The following is a 25,118-nucleotide window of genomic DNA, read 5'->3' as shown; positions in this document are numbered from 1 at the left end:
GATTTAGCCCAGCATCGCCAGGGCTACTGCTTCGGCTACTTTAATGCCATCGATACCGGCGGATAAAATACCGCCGGCATAGCCTGCACCTTCACCGGCCGGATACAGGCCTTTGACGTTAATACTCTGATAATCGGCGCCGCGTTTAATGCAAATGGGCGACGAGGTGCGGGTTTCTACGCCGGTTAATAAACCGTCTGCTTTGGCAAAACCTTTAATTTGTTGATCAAATGCCGGTATGGCTTCGCGCATGGCAGTAACAGCAAACTCCGGCAGTAACTGGGTTAAATCAGTTAGCGTAATATTGGGTGTATAAGATGGTTTGACATCGCCAAGCTCGGTAGAGGGTTTGCCGGCCAGAAAGTCGCCAATCAGCTGCGCCGGCGCAAAGTAGTTTTCTCCGCCCAGTTTAAATGCCTGCTGCTCCAGCTTACGCTGTAGCGCAATACCGGCCAGCGGGTGGCCGGGGTAGTCACGCTCCGGGTCTATGCCGACGACAATAGCGCTGTTGGCATTACGCTCGTGGCGTGAATACTGGCTCATACCGTTGGTAACCACGCCGCCGGGTTCTGACGCAGCGGCTACCACAGTACCGCCGGGGCACATACAAAAGCTGTAAACGCTGCGGCCATTGCTGCAATGGTGCACTAATTTATAATCAGCAGCGCCTAAAATCGGGTTACCGGCGTTAGGGCCAAAGCGGCATTCGTCAATCATCGATTGCTCATGTTCAATCCGAAAGCCGATAGAAAACGGTTTGGCTTCAACATACACGCCTTTGTCATACAGCATCTGAAAAGTATCGCGCGCGCTGTGGCCTACGGCCAGCACCACGTGGCGGCTGTTTAGCCGCTCGCCACTGGCCAGTGTTAACCCGGTAAGCTGGCCATCGTCGATATGCAGCTCATCAACGCGGCTGCTAAAGCGGATCTCGCCCCCCAGTTCTATAATAGTGGCGCGCATTTTTTCCACCATCGCCACCAGCTTAAAGGTGCCGATATGTGGCTTGCTAACGTACATAATTTCATCCGGTGCACCGGCTGCGACAAACTCGCTCATGACTTTGCGGCCATAATGCTTAGGGTCTTTTACCTGGCTGTACAGTTTACCGTCAGAAAAGGTACCGGCACCGCCTTCACCATACTGCACGTTTGACTCGGGGTTTAACTCTTTACCGCGCCAAAAACCAAAGGTGTCTTTGGTGCGCTCACGTACTTCTTTGCCGCGTTCTAAAATAATCGGTTTAAAGCCCATTTGTGCCAAAATCAAGCCAGCAAATAAACCACAGGGGCCCAGGCCGATCACAATGGGCCGCTCGGTTAAACTGGCCGGAGCCTGCGCGACAAATTTATAACTGGTATCGGGTGATGGTTTTACATGCTGATCTTTGGCAAAGGTGTGCAGCAGAGCTGCTTCGTTATCCACCTCAATATCCAGCGTGTAAATAAGCTGGATATCGGTTTTTTTGCGTGCGTCAAAGCCACGTTTAAATACCGTATAACTGTGCAGCTGCTCTGGTTTTAGTTTTAGTTTGGCAATAATGGCGGCAGTTAGGGCATTTTCGTCATGGTTTAACGGCAGTTTTATTTCGGTCAGGCGCAGCATAGGGGTTCCAAATCGGTGTCATTGCTGCACAGCAACAGGCGGGCAGCTCACAAGATAGAGGCTATTTTACGCCAAGCCTGAGGCATTGTCCGTATTCGTTTGTGGCAGTCATGCAGAAAAGTCTGTCTGTGAGCTTCGATACGAACAGGTTTGCCCACACCAACGCGCCGTAAACCCGTCCCTGGGGGCTCGATTCGGCCATCCTGGCCTGCAACGGTTGGTTTAGGGCAAACCTGTTCTCACTTAAATCCGGGTTGGCAGATAGTTGTTTTTTTACAGCGCTGCAGTATGATCGCCAGCCTGAAACATTAGGAACCAATACACTATGGCCTTTGTGGTGCTGGATAACTGTATAAAATGCAAATACACCGACTGCGTAGCGGTATGTCCGGTAGATGCATTTTTTGAAGGGCCCAACTTTCTGGCAATTGATCCGGTTATTTGCATTGATTGCGGCTTATGCGAGCCGGAATGCCCGGCCAATGCGATAGTGCAGCAAGATAAAGTGCCGGCAGAGCAGCACGGCTTTATTCAGCTAAATGCCGAATTGGCCGCGCTGTGGCCAAATATCCGCGAAGTAAAACCGGCGCCAACAGATGCTGACACCTGGAATGGTGTACCGGATAAACTGCAGTATCTGGCAATAGAATAACTATCAGCAGTTATTTGCCGTCGGGCTGTTCGTGCCCGACCTTATACATAAAGTACACGGCGTAAAAAATACATAAGCCAATCACAATTGCCAAACCAGTAAAAGAGATAAAAATTACCGGATCGTTTAAAAATTCCTGCCACAGGTTCATAACTTTACCCTCTTGCTGTGTTGTTAGTGCAAGTGTAGGTAAAGCAATAATCGGCTTAACTGATACAGATCAAAGATCAGCCACTGTGCTGATTTAGGCGTTGGTAAGCTTGACGCAGATCAATTATTTGCGCGGCTAGGGTATCGCTGTCAGCGTTGCTATCGGTATTAAACTGGGCTAAATACAGCTCCAGCAACGGTGTGGCTTGGGACATTACTGGCGGGCAGTGTTGTAGCAGCAGTTGTTGTTCTAACTGCTCCAGTGTCAGTTCGGCCTGCAGCAAAGCCTGCTTTAACGCTTGCTGTTGTGCCGGTGTTACCGCAGCAACTGCGGTGTTTTTGCGTAGTGCGCGTAATGGCTTGGTAAACTGCGCGCTAAAGTTGTTTAACTGTGCTGCCAGTTGCTGCAGCTGGGCGGCACTTAAACTAAGTTGTTGTTGTTCTAGGTAGCACAGTAACAGCAGCAGATTTACATTTACGCCAAGCTCGTCCTGCCATTGCAGGCACAGCGCTTTAACCTGCGGATACAGCTGCAGGCTAAAGTGCCACAACTTGTCTGCTGTGATGGCTTCAGACATTTTTTCTGCCACGGTTAGGCATTGTTCTGCCAGAACTGCGCAGTTTTTTGCTCCAGTTCGTCCTGTGCCATAAACCAGTCTTCTTCAATGCTGGCCAGGCTGCTGCTGGCGTTGGCTTGTTTGGCTAATAGTTCAGTCAGTTCGGCTTTGCGTTTGGCTTCGTAAATATCCGGGTCGGCCATTTTTTCTTCTATCGCCGCCAGCTCTTTGGTCAGCTTTTCCTGCTGTTGTTCTAACTTTTCCACTTTTTGCTTTACAGGCCTGAGCAAATTGCGCAAGTCCGCTTCCAGCCGCTTCTGATCTTTACGTACCACGTTGCTGCTAACGGCGCTGTCAGCCTGGGCGGCATTGGCTGTTTGCCGGGCGTCTTGTTGCAGCCACTGGTAATAGTCGGCTAAATCGCCGTCAAACGGCGCAACCCGGCCATTAGCGACTAAATAAAACTCGTCGGTACAACTGCTAAGCAAATGCCGGTCGTGCGATACGATAACAATGGCGCCTTCAAACTCCTGCAGCGCCATCACTATGGCTTCACGCATATCTAAATCAAGGTGGTTGGTTGGCTCATCCAGCAGCAACAGGTTGGGGCGCTGGTAAACTATAAGTGCCAGCACTAAACGGGCTTTTTCACCGCCGGAAAACGGTGCGCAGGCTTCCAGCGCTTTATCGCCATGAAAGCCAAAACCGCCCAAAAAGTCGCGCAGCTTTTGCTCGGGTACTAACGGGTCTAAACGCACCAGGTGTTGTAGCGGTGAATCTTGCGGCCGCAGCGTTTCCAGCTGATGCTGGGCAAAGTAGCCTAAACTTACGCCATTGGCGTACCATACTTCACCGCTTTGCGGTGTCATGCCGCCAGACAGCAGTTTAATTAACGTAGATTTACCGGCGCCGTTGCGGCCAAGTAAACCAATGCGGCTGCCGGGCAGTAGCTGAAATTTAATCTGGCTTAAAATAATTTTGTCGGCATAACCGGCCTGCACGTTTTCCATTTTTAATAATGGATTGGGCAGCGCTTTGGGTTCACGAAAACTAAAACTGAATGGCGAATCAACATGCGCCGGCGCTAACACCGTCATCCGCTCCAGCGCTTTAATCCGGCTTTGTGCCTGCCGCGCTTTGGTAGCCTGGGCTTTAAAGCGGTCAATAAACTTTTGCAGGTGCGCCACCTGGCGCTGCTGTTTATCAAAATTGGCCTGATGCTGCGATAACTGCTCTGCACGCTGGCGTTCAAACTGGCTATAGTTACCTTTGTACACTGTCAGGGCTTGGCGCTCGATATGCACGATATTGTCGGTTACCGCATCGAGAAAATCGCGGTCGTGGCTGATCAGTAGCAAGGTGCCCTGATAGTTAGCCAGATATTTCTCCAGCCACAGCACAGCGTCTAAATCGAGGTGGTTGGTCGGTTCATCCAGTAACAACAGTTCGGCGCGTTGCATTAACGCCCGTGCCAGGTTTAACCGCATACGCCAGCCACCAGAGAATGACTTTACTGCATGCTGCTGTGCTTCACCGCTAAAGCCCAGACCGTCGAGCAAAATACCGGCTTTGGCTTCGGCACGGTAGCCGTCTAAGGCTTCAATTTGCAGGTGTATTGCAGCTAAATCACTTTCGCTGCAACCGGTGCGCACTTTTAACAATAACGGAAACAGCTGCTCGTCGCCTTGCAGTACATAATCCATGGCGCTGCAGTCCAGCGCCGGTGTTTCCTGGGCTACAGTAGAAATATGCCAGCTGGCCGGAATGCTGACATTACCTGCATCGGCGTGCAGTTTATTTTGCAGTAAGGCAAACAAGCTGGATTTACCACAGCCGTTAGCACCGACAATTCCCACCTTTTGCCCCGGAAATACGGTAAGATCGGCGCCCTGAAACAAACACTGAATACCGCGGCGCAATTCGACCTGTTGCAGTTGGATCATGTTTTTTCCTGTGTACTGAATTGGGTTGCTAATTTACCCGTATAACCGCAACAAACCAAGGCTTGCCGGATAAAATTGCTGCCACTGATAAATGAGATACAAGATGACAACACGTAAAAAGAAACGTTTTATTGCCGGTGCCAGCTGCCCGAAATGCAAAGCGATGGATACGCTGATGTTGTTTTTGGAAAATAACGTAGAAAAAGTCGAATGCGTGGAGTGTGGCCACCAGATGGTGCAGCCCGAAGCGCAGATAGCCAAAGCCAGCCGCGCCGCCGAGCAGGTTATTGGCGTTTTTAAGCCAGAATAACGTAAGCAAGGTTAAACTTTGCGAGAACAGGGTTGCCCACACCAACACGCCGTAAACCCTTCCCTGGGGGCTCGATTCGGCCATCCTGGCCTGCAACGGTTGGCTTAGAGCAACCCTATTCTCTCAGATAGACTAATAACTTAATAATGCGGCGGTGGTGGCTCTTCCTCCGGCCGCAATATACCCTGATCGTCCGGCAGGTTGCGTAGTTTTTCGGCCAGTAGCATTACCTGCTGCGCCAGCCGGTCTATGCGTTTTTGGTGCTCGAGCAATTCATTGCTTAAGCTGTTTACTGTATCTTCCTGAAACGCCAGCTTGCTCTCTAACTCAACAATATGCAGCTGTAATTCCTGCTCACTTGGTGTCATGTGTTATCTCCCATACTTCGGCTATGCCACTGGAGCTTTCGCTTATCAGCTTATTATCTGTTAAAAAGGCAACCGCATGCACTACCGCACTGGGCGGACGGCTGTCAGGTTTTACGCCGACTTGCCACTGCTGTAACTCGCGGCCGCTTTGTACATCCCATAATGCCAGTTTGCGCGTCGGGGCGCCGGTGGCCAGATATTTACCATCACGGCTAAAGCGCACTGCACTGAATATTTGCTGGCGTGCGACAAATTTTAACGCACTGACTAACTGGCCGGTTTGAATGTCCCAAATCTGGGCTAAATCCTGACTGTCGGCGGTAAAGGCATAGCGGCCTTGCGGGTCCAGCGCTACTTTGGTTACCCGGCTGGGGTGGCTAAAGCTATATAAAATTTGCGCACTTTGTGTGTCCCATAAATGTGCTTTGTAGTCATTGCCGCCGGTTAGGGCATAACGGCCATTGGGCGACATGGCCACACTATTAATGCGCTCGGTATGGCCCAAAAACTCCAGCCGCCGGCCTGATGCCAGCGTAATATGCTGTACACCACCATTGCTTTTGCCAATAAGTAAATGCGCGCCGTTGTCCGACACTGCGACATCACGTACCGTGGCAGCGTCTAACTGCCAAAACCCGACATTTTCGCCGTTACTAAGCTGCCATAACGCATAAGTATTTTGATCGGCCGTTAGTACATGGCTGTTGTTATTGCTGATAGCCAGGCTAAACACCAGGTTTTCAGCGCTGTCCTGATGCTTCCACTGGTATTTTAATGCATTCGTTTGCAAATCCCATAACGCCACGCCATCCTGAATTGACGATACGGCACTGTAGCGGCCATCATCTGACAGAGCAGCGGCGTAGCTACCTTGTGCTACATGCGGAAATTGTTGCAACGGTGGCGTTGATGTCAGTTTTTCGCAGCCACCAAGCAGTAATAGCAGAAAAAACACAGGATATTTCATGTCGGGTGTTAACCTCATCCGCACAAACCGTTAGTATAGGTCAGTTCATTGGACACTATTAAAACATACTTTTGCAGCCTGGCTGCGTAAATCTTGGAGAACCGAATGCGCTTAGTTACCAAAATGTCACTGGTCGCAGTGGCTGTTATTACTCTTGCAGCCTGTCAGAAAGAAGCAGAGCAAAAGCCAGCTGCGCTGGATACTGACGAAGCAAAACAATCTTACAGCTTAGGGGTGTCTGTTGGCCGTTACCTGGACAGCACGCTGGATGAGTACAACAAAATGGGCCTGTCGCTGGACAGCGCATTAATTTTACGTGGTGTACAAGACGCCATTGCTGATAAAACTGCACTGACCGAAGAAGAAGTGCAAACCATGATGACTGCGCTGGAAGAACAATTCCGTGAAAAGCAAGCTGCAGTAATGGAAGCTGAAGCGGCGCAGGCTATTGCAGCCGGTAAAACTTACTTAGAAGAAAACGCTAAGAAAGAAGGCGTAAAAGTAACTGAATCAGGCTTACAGTACGAAGTGCTGCAAGCGGCAGATGGTGCAAAACCGGCAGCAACTGACACAGTAAAAGTGCACTACGTTGGCACCTTAACCGATGGCACCAAGTTTGACAGTTCACTGGATCGTGGCGAACCGGCACAGTTCCCGTTAAACCGCGTTATTCCGGGCTGGACAGAAGGCGTGCAACTGATGAACGTGGGTTCTAAGTTTAAGTTTACTATTCCATCAGAGCTGGCCTACGGCGAGCGCGATATGGGCGTGATTAAGCCAAACAGCGTACTGGTATTTGAAGTAGAGTTATTGGAAATTGTCTCTGCAGAAACGGTAGAGCAATAATCCGAGCCAATAAAAAAAAGCGGCCCCGGCCGCTTTTTTTGCTTTATGCGTAATGCTTATTGCACTATAGGTTCAATATGAATTTCTACCCGGCGGTTTAGTGCGCGGTTAGCTTCAGAGGTGTTTGGCACTATGGGGTAACTTGGGCCATAGCCTTGTGTTTCAATACGAATAGCCTGCACATTTTGTGCTGTCAGATACTTTTTAACACTGTCAGCGCGCGCTTGCGACAGCGTCATATTGTATTGATAGGCACCGGTATCGTCAGTGTGGCCGGCAATAACCAGCATGGTTTTTTCATAATCGCGCAGTACCTTGGCAATATCATTAAATACCGGGTACAGGTTAGAGCGGATGTCTGAGCGGTTAATATCAAATGTCAGCTGGGCAGGAATGTCCAGGCGCAATTTGTCACCATCGCGTACCACTTTTACCCCACTGCCGCTTAATTCTTCTTTCAGCGCTTTTTCCTGATTGTCCATATAGCTGCCTACAGCGGCACCGGCTAAAGCACCTACAGCGGCACCAATAACCAGACGTTTGTCTTTATGGTTACCTGTGGCTTTACCTGCAACAGCACCTACTACACCACCTATAGCCGCACCCTTGGCGGTATTGGAATATTCTGTAGACGCGCAACCTGCCATCACCAGGCTGGCAGATAATAAAGATACTAACAAAGCTGAACGGCGCATAATAAACTCCCGATAAATTATTCTGTTTAGCATAGTGCTGACAGCTGAATTCGGGCTGAACTATAACGGAACTAAGCAAAAGGTTTTGTTGCTATTTTGTATGTTTATGTAAGCATGATTCACTTTAGGTAGTTTTTTCAGTATTGTAAGCAGGATTTTGTCAGCATACAGTTTGCCAGTGTGCGTTAAGGGATTGAATAATGACAATAATGATACGGTTATATTTGCTACTCGCCAGTTTGCTGGTTGTGCCTTATGCCAGTGCTGAAGTATATAAATGCACGGCAGCTAATGGCGATGTGGTATTTCAGGGCGAGCCTTGCCGCAGTGGTAGCGAAGTAAAAGTGGATATCCGCTTTGGTGAACAGCAGGTGGTGGACATTAACCAGCTGATTTCTGGCAGCTGGTGCGAGATAGGTACCTCCGTTGTGGCTGATGGCACTGTGACACTGGATAACGCCATGCGTAAAACCTGGATTTTCAGCGAGCGCCAGATGGTGCAGCACATCAGTCAGGGCCAGCGGCAAGACACTTTTAAATATGCCATTCGCCAGACTCCGGGCTCTTTTGTTATTGACCACCCGGCCTTTGGCAGTGGCCAGGTTAGCTGGCAGGTAAGAAAGCTCACAGACGAGCAACTGGTTATTTCTGCTTATGGCGGTTTTACCCATTTATCGCCCGGTAACTGTGACGTAAAAGTGGCCCGCGCTCAAAATTAAATAGACATATAGACGCCTGAACTTTAAGCTGCTGGCACTATAGCAGCGTGAAGGTGTGTCTATGTTAAATTCAGCCTGGCGGCGCATTGTGATCAAAGTAGGCAGTGCGCTGATCTCCCCCGATGCCAAAGGGTGTTCTACCCGTTATTTACTTGCTATTGCCCGCTTTATCAGCGAATGCCGCCAGCTCGGAGTTGAAGTGGTGCTGGTGTCCTCCGGCAGTGTGGCCGCCGGGCGCTCGGCTATTGCTTTCTCACACCATCCGTTACCTATCAATATTAAGCAGGCTATGGCTGCAGTTGGCCAAACCCAGATGATGGCTACCTGGAGCCATTTATTTGATTTTCGCTGTGCGCAGATTTTACTGACACATGACGATCTGGCCGACCGGCGCCGTTATCTTAATATCGACAATACGCTGCGTACCCTGCTGGCAAACCAGGTGTTGCCGGTAGTGAATGAAAACGACAGTGTTGCCACGGCGGAGCTGAAAGTAGGCGACAACGACAATCTGGCGGCCATGGTGGCGGTACTGGTTGATGCTGATGTACTGATTATTTGCTCGGATATCGACGGCCTGTACAGCGCCAACCCAAGAACTACACCAGATGCGCGGTTTATCCCCAGAGTAGAGCGGGTTGATGCCAGCATTTATGCTATGGCTGGCGGCAGCCACCACGCCATTGGTACCGGCGGCATGGTAACCAAAATTCAGGCGGCAGAAAAAGCTACCCGGCTTGGCGTAGATACACTGATTATTAACGGCCAGAAAGCCGAAAGTTTTGATGCTTTACTTAAAGGTGAGCAGGCCGGTACGTTATTTGTACGCCAGCAAGACCGGCTCAGTGCAAAAAAACACTGGCTGCTGCACAGCCTGAAAAGCCATGGCAGTATTGTGCTGGACAGTGGTGCGGTGCAGGCATTGCTACATAAGGGCGCATCGCTACTGGCAAAAGGCATTGTTGCCGCTGAAGGTGATTTTGATAAAGGCGATGCTATCTGGCTATGCGACAGCGGCGGCAAGCAACTGGCAAAAGGTATCAGCCAGTACAGCGTGACTGAACTACAGTTAATTAAAGGCTTACACAGCCAGCAAATTGCAGACACACTGGGATTTTGCCCCAGCGAAGAAGTGGTACACCGCGATGATATTGCACTGACCAACTAAGGCAAATACCGGATGAAAATAGCAGTAGTAGGCGGAGGTATTAACGGCTTAAGCAGTGCCTGGCAACTGGCACTGGCCGGGCATGATGTGAGCCTGTTTGAGCGTGACGGCCTGATGCAGGCTACCAGCCAGGCATCTTCCAAGCTGCTGCATGGTGGCCTGCGTTATTTAGAGCAGGGTGAGTTCCGGCTGGTGCGCGAAGCATTGCAAGAGCGGCGCTGGTGGCTTAAAAAAGCACCGCAGTTAACCCGCCGCCTGCCCATTTTGTATCCGCTGTATAACACCTCGCGCCGGGCCCGCTGGCAATTAAAAATAGGCCTGTGGCTGTATGATACTTTTGCCGGCAGAAAAGGCATTGGCCGCCATCGCTGGTTAACGGCTGCGCAGGCACTGCGCTGTTCACCGCAACTAAACAGCGAAGGTTTAGCCGGGGCTTACCTGTTTTTTGATGGCCAGATGGACGATAAAAAACTCGGCCTGTGGATGGCTCAGCAATGTACCAAAGCCGGAGTGCATATTTTTGAGCACAGCCCGGTGCAACAGGTAACCACGGATGGCAAGGTATTGCTGAGCAGTGGCTGGCAGCAGTTTGAACGCATAGTAAACGTGGCCGGGCCCTGGAGCCAACAGCTGTTGCAGCAATCGGACTTACCGCAGCAACCGCTGGATTTAGTGCGTGGCAGCCATTTATTGCTGCCGCCAATCAGCCGTTACGGCCATATGCTGGAAGTGCCTGGCGAAGCGCGGATTGTATTTGTGCTGCCGTATCAGGGCAAAACACTGCTGGGAACTACCGAAGTGCGCCAGCAATTGGATGAGCCCATAGTGTGCTCAGATGCCGAGCGTGATTACCTGCTTGGTGTATATAACCATTACTTTTTACCCGCGCGCCAGCGTGAGGCGGTGCTGGCAGATTTTGCCGGTGTGCGGCCTTTGCTTGGCGGCACGGCCAATGCCAGCAAAGCCAGCCGCGAATATCAGCTTAACTGGCAGGGCCAGCTGTTAACGGTGTCGGGCGGGAAATGGACTACCGCGCGGGCGCTGGGTAAGCAGGTTGCGCTGTCAGTACGTAAAAGCTAAATCTTCCGGCATGGCCTGATCCGGCCGGGTGTAATCGCACACCCCATCTGGAAACACTGCTTTGAGCTGTGCGGCAAAAGGGCGCATGTCCTGCGGCTGGTAATCGCCGCGCGCTATTGCTTGATCCACGCTGATAAGTGCACAGCTGAACATCAGACCATGCTCAGGCGCACCGGCCTGGCGCCTGCTGTTGCTGAGCGGGGGATAGGTTGCTGCACATAGCTCCCCGCTGTGCCAGACATGATCGCCGCTGGCGATAACAGAGCCATCGGCAGCAAAACACCGGTCGCTAGCCTGCATTGGCTTTTCCTGCCGGGTTAGCCACTGGTCCATCAGTGCGATGGCTTCAGTTAAAGGGGTATAGCCGGGGTGGCTTACCCAGATTAACTGGTTAGCAGTGTGGCCGTTGCGTTTTTGCAGGCGTTCGCGCGCAGCAAACGACGGCTCAAGGTGATGCATGTCCAGCTCCGGGTCCAGATAATGCCGCAGATCCAGAACAGGTTTTTCTGTCATGCCGAGAAACAGCTGACCATACCGGTAAGCACGGGCAATGGCAGCTATATTGGCACTAAAACGGGGGGCGGTTTCATTGTTATTACGGCTGATAATATTTTGCCGGCCAAAAGCGGTATGCCACAGCGGTACATCAACCAGCGGCAAGTAGCTAATTTGTTCTGTCCGCATATCTGCCTGCACCCGCCAACTGCCTATAGCCGCGTTAAGGACGATAAAGTCTTGCGCATCAAGCTCACCTTTAATTAATGCGCTAAGGCCGTATTGTACGCCGCTGTTACCCCACAGGCTGTGGCCAAAACCATGTTCGTCTTTACCAAAAATACCGGCCATATCGCCCCAGTAACTCCAGTTAACCTGCGCCAGCAGCGGATCTGTGGTTAGCCGCTTCAGTTTACCCTGGGTGGGGTTATGTATCAGTGACGATAAACCAAGCCAGGCATTGTGGCATTGGGTAGCACCGTCGGGCAGCGTGGGCCGGATACCGCTGCCAAGCTGAGCCAACACCACCTGTTGGCTGAATTTTAGGCTGTGCTGTGCCGACACACTCAGCCCTTCGAGCAACTGGCGCTGGCTAATCTGTTGCCAGCGGGTTTTATCTGCGGCATTAAAGTAGTAATAGTTATGCAGTAAATCACAATCGAGCGCATACAGGGTCTGGCTTAGCATATCGGGGTAACTGTACAGCGCTATACCGCCGTCGAGCAGATCCGGGTGGTTCTGCAGCAGCAGGTACTGTGCTATACCCCCGCCCGACCCACCAATACCCAGAGTGTACAGTGGCTGACCGTACAGGCTGATAAACTGGCGCTTTACCCGGCTGGCGGTATCTTCTGCCAATAAAAAGTTATAACCGTAACTGGTTTTATTAATGCTGGCACTGGCAACAGCAAAACCGGCCTGCAGTTCTGCCAGCCGGTCGCTAATCAACCGTTCGGGACGTAAATAACCCTGGCGGTAACCAATGCCAACGCCGCCATGAAACTGGTAAATCAGTTTGCCGTTCCATAGCTTAGCGCTGCTGCGTGACGCGCTTTCTTCCGGTAGTACCGGCATTAGCAGATAGTAAAAGAACCGGTTGATTGTACCCAGTTCAAGCCGCAGTAATATATCGCCGGGCATTAAAGGTTGCTGCTGATAATGGCTGATGCTGCCGGCGGCGTTGACATAAAAATACTGCTGGCTGGCCGGGTGCAGGCAGTCTTTGCTGTAACCCACAGTGTTGTCCTGCTGTGTTATAGCAATACCATAGCCTTGTGGGTTATCTGCCAGCGGTGGTGGTAAACCCTGTTGCGAAAAATCGCAATACAGCGGGTAACGCAAGCCGCCACTGTATAAGGGCATTACCGGGCCGGGTTCACCCAGTGGTATCGGGTACGGATAGGGATCTGCCGGGCGGGCACTGTGGCGAATATGAGTGGTTACGGCCAGGCTATAACCGGCCTGATCAGGGGCAATAGCCTGCACCGGGTTGGGCTCACGCCAGCGCGGACCAGGGGTGCCGCTGCATTGTATTAGCAGCAGTGCAGCCAGCAGCAGTAACAACAGGCTTAGTATGAGTATACGTAGCACAGCTATCTATCCGTTTGGGTGGCAGATATTTTTAGTGTAGCCAGTTTGCAGCCGTTGGCAGCTGGCAAAAATAATTTAGGCCTGGTTTTATTGCCGGGTAGTATAAAAACACCGGGCCGCTAAAGCGGCCCGGTGTGGATCACAAGGTAATGGCCAGAATTTTAGAGCGGCGCTGGTAGTTATACAGTTGCTTTTTCTGTGCCGGTAAATCATCTACCGTTAACAGTTCAAAGCCTTGTTCTAAAAACCAGTGAATGCTGCGGGTGGTCAGGGCAAACAGTTTGTCGTATTTACGCTGTCGCGCCTGCTGGATAATACTTTTTAGCAGCAGGCTGCCGCGGTCTGCATCGCGGTAATCCGGGTGCACTGCCAGACAGGCAAATTCGCCGACATTTTCTTCCGGAAACGGATACAGCGCTGCACAGCCAATTACCAAACCATCGCGTTCAATTAAGGTAAACTGGTTTATTTCCATTTCCAGTTGCTCGCGGGAGCGGCGCACCAGCAGGCCTTGCTGCTCCAGTGGGCGGATTAAATCCAGAATACCGCCAATATCTGAAATAGTGGCTGCGCGCAGTTTTTCTGCCGATTCAGTCACAATTTGCGTACCGATACCATCGCGTGAGAACAGCTCCTGCAGCAGGGCGCCATCTTCATCGTAACTAACTAAGTGGCAGCGCGGTACGCCAGCACGGCAGGCGGTAATAGCGGCATGCAAAAATGCCAGCGTACCGGGGCAGGCATTGGGTTGCTGCTCCATATCCAGCATGATTTTTTCGGCGTAGTTTGGCATTAACTCTGCTGTTATTTCGCCATTTTCGCCAACGATACCGCCAATTTCACTAAAGCCAATCATTTTGTCGGCTTTTAGTTTTACCGCGACCTGGGTAGCTATATCTTCAGCGGTAAGGTTAAAGCTTTCACCGGTAACCGAGGCCGCTATTGGCCCCATCAGCACTATGCCGTTGTTATCCAGCTGGCGGCGGATACCGGCCGCATCAATGCGCCGCACTCGGCCGCTGTGGTGATAATCAATACCTTCATCGACACCCAGTGGCTGGGCGATAACAAAGTTACCGCTTACCACGTTAATTTGCGCGCCTTGCATCGGGGTATTACTTAAACTCATCGACAGCCGGGCTGTTATATCCAGTTGCAGCGCACCGGCGACTTGCTTAATCAGTTTAAACGAGTCGTCATCGGTTACCCGTACACGGTTATGGTAGGTAGGTTCCAAACCGGCCTGTTGCAGCGCTGCGTTTATCTGCGGCCTGGCGCCATACACCAGCACAATTTTAATACCCAGGCTGTTTAGCAGGGCAATGTCGTTAATAATGCTGCGAAAACCGCTTTGGCTAATCGCTTCACCACCGAGCATTACCACAAAGGTTTTGCCGCGGTGAGCATTAACATAAGGGGCAGACTGACGAAAACCGGAAACAAGTTCAGTAGTGCGCACGGGCTTGGGGCTTCCTTCTGAAAAGACAACACAGGTGTAAGGCTTAAAGATGGCAGCAAGATGACAAAATGCCAACTGCAACTGCGACAAAGTCGGCATTTTAGGTGATTAGTGGGTGCATATCTACTTTTTAAGCATATTTATTCTGCGTCTGTTACGGCCTTGAAAAACGCATACTAACCACCAGCATACCAAGGCTGAGCAGCATCATTAGCAAAGTAGCAGGCTCTGAAATAGCAGTTGTACCTTCCACCATGATTGTAGCGTTAATAAGCTGACTGTTAAGCGCGTTTCCCAAACCATCGGCCAAGCCGTTTAAACTGACAGCTAAATCGGCGTGTCCAGGGCTCAGTGCTATCAATGTCAGGCTGGCAAGGACAAAGCTATTGGCCTGAAAATTATTCAGATCAGTGGGAAGGTCAAAAGACAAATCGAAAATTCGCAGTTGGCCCGGAGCCAGCAGTTCGGTTCCCAGTATGTTCAAACCCAAATTGAATAAATCCAATTGGCCGGACGGATCGATAATTACGTTATCCAGCACGCCATCAGCATCTGCATCGGTACTATCCACCCCCAGGCGTGCACTTGTAAACGTAAATACCAGATCAAAAGCGCCCAGCGATGGCGCACCGCCGGGAGCCAGCTGGTCAATAACAATGTCTACAGCAAAGCTTTGTCCGGGTAGCACAGAACTTTGTGAAGGAACAATGCTGATAAGCGCAGCCTGGCTAAAACCAGATACCAGTAATATCAGCAAACCTAACAGCAATTTTATTGGGTTGATGCTCATTTTTTTAATCCTTATCCTTCTTAGTTTAAATGTCGGGGAAAGTGTTAACTTTCCCCGCTCCTTTATCAGGTTCATTCCTCAGCACATTGAGGACGACTGCAACGTAACCTCAGTAAGCGTGCATCGAGGATGTTGATAATGCCATCCCGATTCAAATCCATGGCGGCATTGCCAGCGTTAACGGGTTGATTTAACTGGCTCATCAGTAACTCCAGATCTTGCCGGTCGACATCGCCATCACCGTCGAAATCGCCTTCAACCTGTCCGGTATAACCTTCAAACTGGTTGGCAGCATACGCCTGGGTGGTGGCACCGACTGTCGACACCAGATTGGCACCGTTATTACTGAATACCAGTAGATCCCGAACGGTGTAGGGCCCAGCTATGCCATTGCTACCGATGGCGTGTCCGGGATAGTTCAGGATTAATGACTGATTACCCTGATTCAGAAAGCCCTGGCCGCTGCCCAAAGACAGTACCCTGCCATTAACATCCACCAGGCTGGCGGTCCAGTTATAATTGCCGGCCAGTACCACCTCGATACCGATGCTTACCCGCAGGTTGTCAAACAGGCCGTTGCCATTGGTATCTATGCCCTGATCACTGTTGCTGCCATTAAGCCGCAATTGTGACGTCTGGCTGGTATTTTCGAATTCTTCATAACTGAAACTTTGCGTAGTCTGAGGCACGATAACGACATCAGATATATAGTTGTTGGCAGTCTGAACCAGTATCAGCGTCAGTGTGTAAGGACCATCCATTTGCAAGTTATATATAGCAGCACCATCAAACAGGAAGCGTAGTAACTGGTTGCTGTTGTCAAAACGGATACTTTGTTCAGCAACCAAAAGTTTATTGCCGCTACTGTCTCTGAGCGTGGCTCTGATATTGAAGTCACCAATGGTACGGCTCAACACCGGAATATCCACCTGCAACTGTTCAAATCTACCGTTGCCATTGCTGTCAATTCCTTGCGCCTGCAGGTTGCCGCTGAACTCGATCAGCCCTTCAAACTGCAAATATTGATAGGGCTGGCTGAGCAGGGTTTTGCTGGCTACCGTGCGATCATTCATATCGGCGATATTGATTGCAATCTCAAAAGGACCGTCCGTTTGGGCGCGATAAATGGCCACACCGGAGAAATCCAGGCTAAGGCTTTGGCTGCCTTGTATCAGGGTAACAGGCAGCAGGATATTCTGCACACTGTTGCCGGCACCAAGCAGTGTCGCTTTAACCTGATATTCGCCAGCTGTCATAACATTCAGCTCAACCTGAACACGCAGCAAATCGAACAGAGAGTCGGCGTCTACATCAATGCCCTGATCGGTTCCAGACAGTATAGACAACGGCCGTTCGCCAAACAGGCGATGATCCAGTATTGGTGACACTGCAGATACCGCAAAGTGGAGACCACCAGGTCCTACAGCCTGCAGATTGAGTTCATAAGGGCCATCAACACCAGATTCGAGGATCTGCTGGCCGGAGAAACGCAGGCTGATTTCGTGTGAACCCGCTGTTGGTGCATCAAAAAACAAACTCACCGGTCTGGAATCATTGTCACTGGTACGGTTGGCTACCAGCGAGCCATCTTTAGTCAGCGATGCCTGAATGAAATAGAAGCCTGCGCCGGGGAAATCCAGTGACAGTCGGACCTGTAATTGCTCAAACATATCGTTGCTATCCTGATCCAGGGGTTCAAATACAGCTTCGGCTTGTACAGACATTGTGGCTTGTTGCGGGGTATCTGCCAGCGGCACCACAGGAGCAAAAGGAACTGGTGCCAGATATTCATAAGCGCCCCAGGTTTGTTCGTACTTGTTGGGTATGGCCGGAGCATAACGATAAATTTTTGCACCCTCTAGCGTAGTATAATGTGGGCCTCTTCCATCGGCAGACACACCGTCGATATTCCAGGCAATAAACTCATCATCCTGGCTGTAACTGCCGTTAAAGGTGGCATCATAGTAAACGGCTGAGCGCAGACGCAGGCTGTGAGTGGAGAACAAATACCTGTCATAACTGCTGCCTATCGGCCTAGCACTGCCTGGAAAGGCTGGGTCGAGCGAGGGGGCAGCGTTTGTTATAAAAAGGCCATCTGCAGCGCTGCCAACTTTCGTGATCGGGCTAAGCCCACTGACGCCTAACAAACCAGACATATTTTCAAACACATCACTAAATACATAGCAATCCGAATAGTTGCAACTGATAGGGTCGGCCATCAGCTCTGTCCATGAACATTTTACCACTGACCCAAATGTGCCGGCATGTGCACCATAACCATACTCCCAATGGCTATTGCCATAGCTGTATACGCCCTGTAGTACCTTGGTCAGGATCTGCTGGTCATCAGATTCGCCGCTGGCCCAGGCAGTAGCTTGCTCATACCAGTATGACAGCGGTTTGGCCAGGGTAGGGGCGCGCTTGGTGACGTACAAACTGCGGGTAACGGTAGGTAAAGCCTCTCCGTTCACCTGATAGTCAAAGGTGACATTGTAGGCCCCTATTTGGGCCGGAACATCTAGCGAAACTGTGCCGGCAGAGCCGGTCCAGGATGCACTACCCTGTTTAGACGTGCCCTGAATTGCCCATTGCGCCTGCACCTGTGCATCGTTGAGTAAATCGCCTGGACAGGAGCTTAACTGGGCATCCACATCCACCAGAGCGACCTCACTGGCAGCTGAAAAAGGTTTGTCTGCTGCAGGACTGCTGTCGTCTGTAAGGTTGCAATTAGCATCCAGGCTTTGGGTAAAAATGTCGGTTATCCGGGTTGCATTATCTTTCCATACTGGATTGCTATTGCTCGGTGTCAGTTTTAACGCCACAACAGGTTTAATTTCCAGGATCAGCGCGACCCAGTCAATTGCGGTACACCAGCGTCCACTGGATAAGGTATCGATATTAATTTGGATCCGGTTAGCTTGCGGGACGCCACTGCCCGGCGCAGGGAATCTGACCCTCCGGATATCAACGCTAAAGTTGTTCAACATCCAGATATTATCGTCGCCGGTAAGGGTACCCAACGATTGACCGTTAAAGAGCACTTCATTGCGCTCCGGTGGCGGTGCTCCGTTAACATCCACGTCAAAAGCAGGCATCAGAATACCCACAGTAGAGGGAATTATCCCTTTCGCAATCAGAGCATCAGCATTCAGCAGATAACCATTTGCATCGACCGGACCTACTGCTTTGTCAATCATTACATCGATCAGCAGTGGATGTCCGGGATCGGTGTTAAAAGTGCAACCGGTATCCAGACCTGGCCCTGAATCTGCTACGAAGCTATGGTTGGCTGGCGGGTCAAAAGGGGAGGAGCGGGATAATATGTTGAACTGATTTCCTGCTTCTACCTGTATGTCACCATCTTGGGTATGCTGGTCGGCAGCAAAGCTGACGGTAGATGAGAATAAGACGGCAATAAAGCCAAGTGTTTTGTGTAGCATTGTTAGATTCCGTTAGTCGGGTTTGCTGAATACCGCTGGCAAACTTTTGCTCAATGTAATGGCGGTGAGAGAACATCTCCCTGACTCACCGGCCGCTGATTCAACAGCGTCGACAAAGCAATAATTGCACCACTATTTTTTACAATAGTAAAAACAATGAGGTAATAATTTAACATTTTGGTTTGGTGTAAATGTGACGGAGGTTGTAAAATATTTTGACAATTGAGGTCGCACAGGCGGTCTCAATACTGCCAGCTTACCAGCTACATAGCTGTACCCAGCTGCTGTCGCTGCCTGGTGTAGATTGTGTCCACCAGTTGGCCTGATACAACGCGTTTTGGTGGATCAGTTGATCACCACCGGCGGCGTGTCCGGGTTGGCCCTGAATGTTGCTTTGCGGCCAGTCAGGGTAGGTGTTTACGCTACTCAGGTCATAACCCGGGCAGTTACCAGGCAGGTTATTGCCACCGCTGTCTGCCGGGCGCAGGTCAAGGTTATAGAAGGTGTTGTTATCCCGCACATAGGCACGGTTAGTTGCCAGATCGCTGCTAAAAACCACATTATCGCCGCTTAACACGCCAATTTGCAGCAGATTACTGTATTGGGTGTTTATCTGTGTTGCCAGTTCAGTGGCCCAGAGTGCATTGCCGATATTGGCGTTGGTGATCTGCCAGCTTTCGTCTATCAGCTCTTGTCCATCGGCATCAAATAGCCGTAGCTGAGCATAACCGCCTATTTCTGCCGGCGTTTGCAGGTTAACAAAAGCACCTTTATCAAACCATAGCACTGGCGAAGGGTCGCTGTTGCCATTTACCAATTCGATATCTGAGCAGTTATAGAAACCTTCGCCAACTACATCGACCCGCTGCCAGCGGGTATAAAGCACTGCCGGGCCGCTGCGATCTGCTGGTAGCTGCACATTAAGATTATAGTAACCGGCCTCGGCGGTTACGTCGTTTTGCTGGTGTATCAGCTGTAGCTGGTTCCAGCTGAGTGTTTCGCTGGCGCTGTCGAAACCGGGTTTACTCAGGTAGATTTGCCAGTAGCTGGGGTTATGTGGCGTGGTGGCGCGAAAACGCAGCGTGATCTCATTGCTTTGTGTCAGGTTAATGCTGGTGCGTTGCCAGTCGGTTGAGGGAATATCCATACCACTTTTGCGGCTGTCACCGCCGGCGCACAGGCTGCCATCGCTGACGACTGCCTGCACCGCTGCCATATTGCGGTAATCGGCAACGTTGGCCGAAAACTCATGGTGCTGCGTTAGCATATAACCGCCCGATTGTTGGTAAGCGGCGCGACAGGCAGAGTTAGGTATGCCGCTGCCATCGGCCGGCCACCAGTAACCGCCGTCGTCTTTACAAATCTGTTGCCGGGCCTTGGGGTAGTCGACATAGCCATGGCTGCTGGCCTGCAGGCTGGTAAATAGCAGGCTTGTTGTTAGTAATGCGGGCACTACATATTTTGATTTCATCGTTGAATCTCCTATGCAGCCAGAGAACCTTCAGGCTGCACCTTAGTTGACATTGGTGAGCGGCGTGACCTTGGCAGGGCGGCGCAGAGTGTTTGAGTGCCCGCCGAAGCGGGCGCGAGTTGCTGCGACGAGCCTGAAAAGCGTTACCCGCTCACCGGATTGCGCCAGGCCATGACCCTCGCAAGGAAAAGCGGTAAGTCTGCTACTCACCGTTTTGCGCTTGGTAACAGCTTACAAATTACAGATAAAACTCCAGCTGCCATCACTGCCCGGCACTGAGTTTGTCCACCAGTTGGCTTTGTACACGCCGCCCTGATGCGACAGGTAATCACCGTTGACAGCGTGGCTTGGGTTACCGGCCCAGTCGGGTTGCGGCCAGGCCGGGTACGGGTGAATAGTGGCGGTAATACCGCCACAACTCTCGCCGTTACCGTCGCCATCTCCGTCACCGGGGCCATCACCATTGCCGATGCTAACAACCGGTAACTGCGGATGCTCTTCAGCAAAGGCATAGCTGTTACCATTGGTGCTAAGGATCCAGTTAGACGGCATCGGCATTGGCAGCTGATAATTCAGCGTAACGGTAACGCTTTCACCGTGGGCTACGCTTAAATAAGCCGGCAGATTAAAAGCGACCCGGTGCAGGCTATTTTGCAGGCCACCAATATTATTGCCGCTGGCGTTTCGGCCGCTTTCCACTACCGTTAAACCAAAACCGCTTTGATCGCTGATGGTATCGGGTATCGCTGTGGGTACATCAAAACTGATGTTACTGCCAGCGGGAATAGTGCTGTTGCTGTGGTTCGTCAGCGTAAGCTTGGGGTTGATAGGAAAGTTTTGATCGCCCAGTTTAAAATCGCTGATACTTAAGCGCACATCTACTGCCTGGGTTGGCATAACGCGTTCGGCTTTTACTGCGCCGTAAGGGCTGGCATTTTTAAAGCTGTTATAAAACAGCGATGTCAGCGTGTTACCAATAAAGTACTCGCCTTTAGCTGCGTCCCAGTCGTAGTCGCCAGCCAGCTCCCAAAACATCACGCCGCCAATGCCGTTGTCAATCACATACTGCGCTTTGGTAGCGATGCTTTGCTCGGTTTCTACCGATAAAAACACCTGTTTTTGCGCATTCCATAACCAGGGGCCTACGGCAGTAGCATCATAGTGGCGGTTGTAGCTGCCGGTCAGCTGATGCTCTGGGTTGCCTGGGTCAAGATCATACAGGCTAAAGTAGCTGGCGCTGATACCTTCGGCCAGGTTCATGGTATGCCAAAGCGGATTTGAACCTGCCGGCATTTCACTGCCCTGGGTGTTTTTATCATGCCACAGGTTATCGATGCCCACTGCACCGTTACCACATTTGCTTACCGTGCTGCCACCAGTGCCGGGAGGGCACTGGCTCTGGTTTGGTAACGCTGCCGTGCCCCATAAACCAAAGCTGCCACCTTGTACATCTTTCCAGCCGCGGCTGTAATACGGAATGCCAATATTAATACGACCTGCAGGCATGGTGCCGCGAAAATACCGGTACGCCCAGTCGGTATTCAGGTAGCCAATTTGCTGGTACTGGCTGGTGTTGTAGTAATTCCACGCTACCAGTTCGGCGTCCTGGCCGGTGTCAAACAGTGCCGCATTGTGGCCAACAAACTGGTTCCAGGCACCGTGCAGGTCGTAGGTCATAATGTTAACGTAGTCCAGATACTGGGTTACCTGAAAGGCTTCCATACCGCGTAACAGATAGCCGGACGAGGGGGAAGCGATGGTAAGCAGATAATGCTTACCGTCGGCAGCACCGGCGGCATCCAGTTTTTGCCGCAGCACTTTCATCAGCTCGATATAAGAGCGCATCAGGCCACCACGCAGGCTGTTAGCCAGCGTAAAGTCGTCCGGGTTGCCGGCATCATTCATGCTGGTGGGGTATTCGTAGTCAATATCCACGCCGTCAAAACCATACTGGCGGATAAAGGCCACGGCTGAGTCGGCAAAGGTATTAATGCCCTGAGTGTTAATGCTTAGATCGCTGTTGGTGGTCATCGTATAAAAACCACCACTGGCAATGCGCTCGCCGTCGTTGTCAAAATAGCCACCGCTTTCGGCCCAGCCACCGACCGAAATCAGCGTTTTTACGTGCGGGTGTTGCTGTTTGTATTTTTGCAGCAGGTTAAAGTGGCCTTTATAAGGCAGGTTAGGGTCCAGCTCAGCGCCGGCCACGCCAGGCCATTCCATACCGGTGGATGCATTATCAGGCGAACCCGTATTACCTACTGAAATCTGGTTCGCACCATTTACATGGGCAAAGGCGTAGTTGATATGGGTAATTTTATCCCACGGAATATCAGAGGCTAAGTAAGCCGGCTGGCCGTTTTTGCCATGGCGCCAGCTGGTAAAGTAGCCAATAATGCGCCGCGGATGATCCGGGCTGATTATTTCGCGGCCTTCAGTATCGTACACCGTGCAGTAGGGTACGTTAATGCCGGGGGTTTGGTACAGGCCATCGGGCCGGCAGTTGTTATGATCAGTTTGCTGTGAAAATGCTGCTGTGCTAACCAGTGCCAGCAGCGACAGTAAAATAGATTGTTTCATAGTGGTATTCCCGGAAAATGCCGCAGGTTGCTGCAGGTCGAACCGGCTTGCTCACACCAACACGCCGTAAATACATCCCTGTAGGCTCGATTCGGCCATCCTGGCCTGCAACGGTTGGTTTAGAGCAAGCCGATTCTCTCTATGCGAGATAGCAACAATCGGCCGGCAATGTCAGTTATTGCTGCGTATGGCCTAAGCCTTCATGCATCGCGTTTAAAATATGGCCGTTGTCGGCATCTATTTCCCAGGCGAAAATACCGCCCAGCTGATGCTGCAGAATATAAGCCCCTTTTTCCCGTACTGAGCGCTTGGTATCAATGCTGATCAGCGTATTGGTTGTAGGGTTCCAGACATAGCTGGCTTTGGCAGTGTTATCCCAGCCCACGGTAAAGCCATTAACGCCGCTGGCTTCAGGCCCGCCCATATAGTCGGTTTCAATTTTTTTGTAGTCCATAATGCCGGGTTCCCAACCGCCACTGATGCCTGCACCACCGGTGCCGGTAAAGGGGTTATTACCGGTTACTCCCGCCACGTTTTGCCAGCCGCGGCCATACATGGCAGCACCCAGCGCAATTTTGCCTGCCGGTACGCCACGGTTAAGCAAATATTGCACGGCTTCATGGGCGCTAAAGCCGGGAGTGGGAGAATTAGCCGACGGATACAGGCCCGTCTGGTGGCCCAGTACGCCGTTCCAGGCGCCGTAGTAGTCGTAGGTCATCAGGTTAATGTAATCCATGTACTGGTGGGCATCTTCCCAATCAACAACACTAAGCTTTTCTACCCCGCCAGACATAGCGGCGGCCAGCTCGTAGTCACGGCCGGTTTCTATACTCAGTGCATCCAGTGCGGCACGCAGTTCCTGCATCAGGGTGGCAAAACCGGCACCGTCCTGAGCAGAGCCCAAATTGGGGTTGGCGCCACCGCCGCCGGGGAATTCCCAGTCGATATCAATACCGTCGAAGAAATCATAGGTGCGGATAAAATCAATAATAGAATCGATAAATACCGCCCGTGCTGCCGGGTTAGTGCCTACGTCGTACAAGGGATCAGACAGCGTCCAGCCACCAACCGATGGCAAAATTTTAATATGCGGATGGGTTTGTTTTAAACGGTACAGCTCGGCAAAAATACCGCGTATCGGTTGATCCCAGACATCGCCGGGGTAGCCTTTTTCCAGCGCGGCAAATTTGTCGTGTACTACCACCGAGTAATCCGGTTTACCGGCACATTGGCTGTTAAGAGCAGCGTAGCCCTCAGGGTTTGCTTGTTGTAAGCCGGCGTTCGGGCCACATAGCGGAATAAAACCGTAGTAAATATGCGTCAGGTTCTGTGCCGGTATATCGGCGGCATGAAAGGCGCGGCCATAAATACCCCATTCGACAAAATAAGCACCCACTTTTTTGCCGGTGGTATTCTGATACGGCAGATTACTTTGTTTTAGCGGGTGCGGCCAGGCGGTTAAATCCAGATCAGTCCAGGGGTTAAAGCCGCCACCATTGTCACCACCACCGTTATCACCTCCATCACCGCCGCCGTTACCGCTAATATTAATAGTGGTAATGCCACTGCTGGCGCACTCTTCTACAGTACCCGTTACCTGGCACAAGCTTGCCTGTAATTGATAACTACCTGGCTGGGTAAAGGTAAGGTTGGTAGAGCCGGTTTGCGCATTCTGGCCGTTGGGCGTTATTGCAGCAGCAAAGACAACGCTGTCATTTTGTTTTAAATACCACTTGTTGCCGTTGGTGCCCCACCACATATCCCAGCGTACCGGTACCTGCACACTACCATTTTGCAGGCTGTATTCGGTGGGCATCCAGCTGATCACCGGTGCGTTTGGTGTGGCAGCCTGTATGCTGGCTGCCAGTAGCAGCAGTGAGACAGTGCTACATAGGTTAACTGTTTGTTTAAACATAACTTCCTCCAGTTTTGTTGCTTATTTTTATGTTTTATTATTTTGCGGTGCCTGGCTGGTTTTACCGTTACGGCACCCGCTTGATGTTGCACATTATGGCGCCAGCCTGGCGTAAAACCCGGATCCGTGTTGTGTAGAAAATGGGCGAATTGACTATGGCAAAAATGACAGCGTTGTCAAAAAAGTGGTTTAATTTTTCAGTGATAAATTTTTGATTTAAGCTTAAATGACTGAAATAAGGCGAAATATTTTTACAGCATAGTGCCGGATTTTTTTACATATTATCGGGCCAAAAATGCACTTATCGGGAAGGATGTT

20 protein-coding genes are annotated in these 25,118 nt (G+C 51.1%); 6 read left to right on the top strand and 14 right to left on the bottom strand.

Going from position 1 to position 25,118, the window contains the following annotated elements:
* Nucleotides 1-3: 3 nt before the first annotated feature.
* On the bottom strand, nt 4-1,605 hold the full coding sequence (locus tag BLW68_RS03280) for an NAD(P)/FAD-dependent oxidoreductase (protein ID WP_092790187.1): 1,602 nt from the start codon (nt 1,603-1,605) through the stop codon (nt 4-6).
* A 325-nt stretch (nt 1,606-1,930) separates the two neighbouring features.
* On the opposite strand from BLW68_RS03280, the gene fdxA reads away from it, so the two are divergent.
* Complete coding sequence (gene fdxA / locus BLW68_RS03275; protein WP_092790185.1) at nt 1,931-2,257, top strand: ferredoxin FdxA; 327 nt, start codon at nt 1,931-1,933, stop codon at nt 2,255-2,257.
* 10 nt (nt 2,258-2,267) lie between these two features.
* Here the strand turns inward: fdxA and BLW68_RS20905 are convergent, their stop codons facing one another.
* The 3 genes from BLW68_RS20905 to BLW68_RS03265 form a co-directional block, all read right to left on the bottom strand.
* Entirely contained in the window at nt 2,268-2,408 is a 141-nt protein-coding gene (locus tag BLW68_RS20905) for a DUF3149 domain-containing protein (protein ID WP_143039914.1), read from the bottom strand.
* A gap of 76 nt (nt 2,409-2,484) precedes the next feature.
* The gene (locus BLW68_RS03270; protein WP_092790656.1) at nt 2,485-2,985 is read right to left on the bottom strand and encodes a TIGR02444 family protein; all 501 of its coding nucleotides are present in this window, start codon (nt 2,983-2,985) and stop codon (nt 2,485-2,487) included.
* Nucleotides 2,986-2,999: 14 nt separating this feature from the next.
* Nucleotides 3,000-4,907: an ATP-binding cassette domain-containing protein gene (locus BLW68_RS03265; protein WP_092790183.1), complete on the bottom strand. Its 1,908-nt coding sequence runs from the start codon at nt 4,905-4,907 to the stop codon at nt 3,000-3,002.
* 103 nt (nt 4,908-5,010) lie between these two features.
* Here BLW68_RS03265 and BLW68_RS03260 point away from each other — a divergent pair, with 103 nt between their 5' ends.
* On the top strand, nt 5,011-5,217 hold the full coding sequence (locus BLW68_RS03260) for a YheV family putative zinc ribbon protein (RefSeq protein WP_092790180.1): 207 nt from the start codon (nt 5,011-5,013) through the stop codon (nt 5,215-5,217).
* Between the two features lie 140 nt (nt 5,218-5,357).
* Here BLW68_RS03260 and BLW68_RS03255 read toward each other — a convergent pair whose 3' ends face one another.
* Together BLW68_RS03255 and BLW68_RS03250 are read right to left on the bottom strand one after the other, a co-directional pair.
* Nucleotides 5,358-5,585, bottom strand: coding sequence for a SlyX family protein (locus tag BLW68_RS03255; protein ID WP_068236801.1), 228 nt, complete (start codon nt 5,583-5,585; stop codon nt 5,358-5,360).
* Nucleotides 5,572-6,552 (bottom strand): WD40 repeat domain-containing protein, encoded by a 981-nt coding sequence (locus BLW68_RS03250; protein WP_092790179.1) that lies wholly within the window; start codon nt 6,550-6,552, stop codon nt 5,572-5,574. The genes BLW68_RS03255 and BLW68_RS03250 overlap by 14 nt, the downstream gene beginning before the upstream one ends.
* A gap of 105 nt (nt 6,553-6,657) precedes the next feature.
* Here BLW68_RS03250 and fkpA point away from each other — a divergent pair, with 105 nt between their 5' ends.
* The gene (gene fkpA, locus BLW68_RS03245; protein WP_092790177.1) at nt 6,658-7,398 is read left to right on the top strand and encodes an FKBP-type peptidyl-prolyl cis-trans isomerase; all 741 of its coding nucleotides are present in this window, start codon (nt 6,658-6,660) and stop codon (nt 7,396-7,398) included.
* Nucleotides 7,399-7,454: 56 nt separating this feature from the next.
* On the opposite strand, the gene BLW68_RS03240 is transcribed toward fkpA, so the two are convergent.
* Nucleotides 7,455-8,093 carry a YiaD family glycine zipper/OmpA-like lipoprotein gene (locus tag BLW68_RS03240; RefSeq protein ID WP_092790654.1) on the bottom strand — a complete coding sequence of 213 codons (639 nt, stop codon included), beginning with the start codon at nt 8,091-8,093 and terminating at the stop codon, nt 7,455-7,457.
* Between the two features lie 200 nt (nt 8,094-8,293).
* On the opposite strand from BLW68_RS03240, the gene BLW68_RS03235 reads away from it, so the two are divergent.
* From BLW68_RS03235 to BLW68_RS03225, 3 genes are all read left to right on the top strand, one after another.
* Entirely contained in the window at nt 8,294-8,812 is a 519-nt protein-coding gene (locus tag BLW68_RS03235; RefSeq protein WP_092790175.1) for a DUF4124 domain-containing protein, read from the top strand.
* Nucleotides 8,813-8,873: 61 nt separating this feature from the next.
* On the top strand, nt 8,874-9,980 hold the full coding sequence (gene proB / locus BLW68_RS03230; protein ID WP_092790173.1) for a glutamate 5-kinase: 1,107 nt from the start codon (nt 8,874-8,876) through the stop codon (nt 9,978-9,980).
* Between the two features lie 12 nt (nt 9,981-9,992).
* Nucleotides 9,993-11,060, top strand: coding sequence for a glycerol-3-phosphate dehydrogenase/oxidase (locus BLW68_RS03225; RefSeq protein WP_092790171.1), 1,068 nt, complete (start codon nt 9,993-9,995; stop codon nt 11,058-11,060).
* On the opposite strand, the gene BLW68_RS03220 is transcribed toward BLW68_RS03225, so the two are convergent.
* From BLW68_RS03220 to BLW68_RS03190, 7 genes are all read right to left on the bottom strand, one after another.
* A complete protein-coding gene (locus BLW68_RS03220) occupies nt 11,043-13,145 on the bottom strand; it encodes a DUF6351 family protein (protein ID WP_092790169.1) in 2,103 nt (700 codons plus the stop codon). The two genes, BLW68_RS03225 and BLW68_RS03220, sit on opposite strands and share 18 nt — an antisense overlap.
* A gap of 139 nt (nt 13,146-13,284) precedes the next feature.
* Nucleotides 13,285-14,604 carry an amino-acid N-acetyltransferase gene (gene argA / locus BLW68_RS03215; RefSeq protein WP_092790165.1) on the bottom strand — a complete coding sequence of 440 codons (1,320 nt, stop codon included), beginning with the start codon at nt 14,602-14,604 and terminating at the stop codon, nt 13,285-13,287.
* 154 nt (nt 14,605-14,758) lie between these two features.
* Nucleotides 14,759-15,394, bottom strand: a complete 636-nt coding sequence (locus BLW68_RS03210) for a hypothetical protein (RefSeq protein WP_092790162.1) — start codon at nt 15,392-15,394, stop codon at nt 14,759-14,761.
* Between the two features lie 71 nt (nt 15,395-15,465).
* Entirely contained in the window at nt 15,466-18,834 is a 3,369-nt protein-coding gene (locus tag BLW68_RS03205) for a dockerin type I domain-containing protein (RefSeq protein ID WP_092790160.1), read from the bottom strand.
* 256 nt (nt 18,835-19,090) lie between these two features.
* Nucleotides 19,091-20,305 carry a lytic polysaccharide monooxygenase gene (locus BLW68_RS03200; protein ID WP_092790158.1) on the bottom strand — a complete coding sequence of 405 codons (1,215 nt, stop codon included), beginning with the start codon at nt 20,303-20,305 and terminating at the stop codon, nt 19,091-19,093.
* A 231-nt stretch (nt 20,306-20,536) separates the two neighbouring features.
* Nucleotides 20,537-22,885: a glycosyl hydrolase family 18 protein gene (locus tag BLW68_RS03195; RefSeq protein ID WP_092790155.1), complete on the bottom strand. Its 2,349-nt coding sequence runs from the start codon at nt 22,883-22,885 to the stop codon at nt 20,537-20,539.
* 175 nt (nt 22,886-23,060) lie between these two features.
* Nucleotides 23,061-24,800, bottom strand: coding sequence for a glycosyl hydrolase family 18 protein (locus tag BLW68_RS03190; protein WP_092790153.1), 1,740 nt, complete (start codon nt 24,798-24,800; stop codon nt 23,061-23,063).
* Between the last annotated feature and the right edge of the window lie 318 nt (nt 24,801-25,118).

The organism is Rheinheimera pacifica (genome assembly GCF_900108485.1).
GTDB classification, from domain to species: Bacteria; Pseudomonadota; Gammaproteobacteria; order Enterobacterales; family Alteromonadaceae; genus Alishewanella; species Alishewanella pacifica.
Note: the sequence above shows the minus strand (reverse complement) of the source record. Positions and strands in the feature narration are given on the sequence as shown.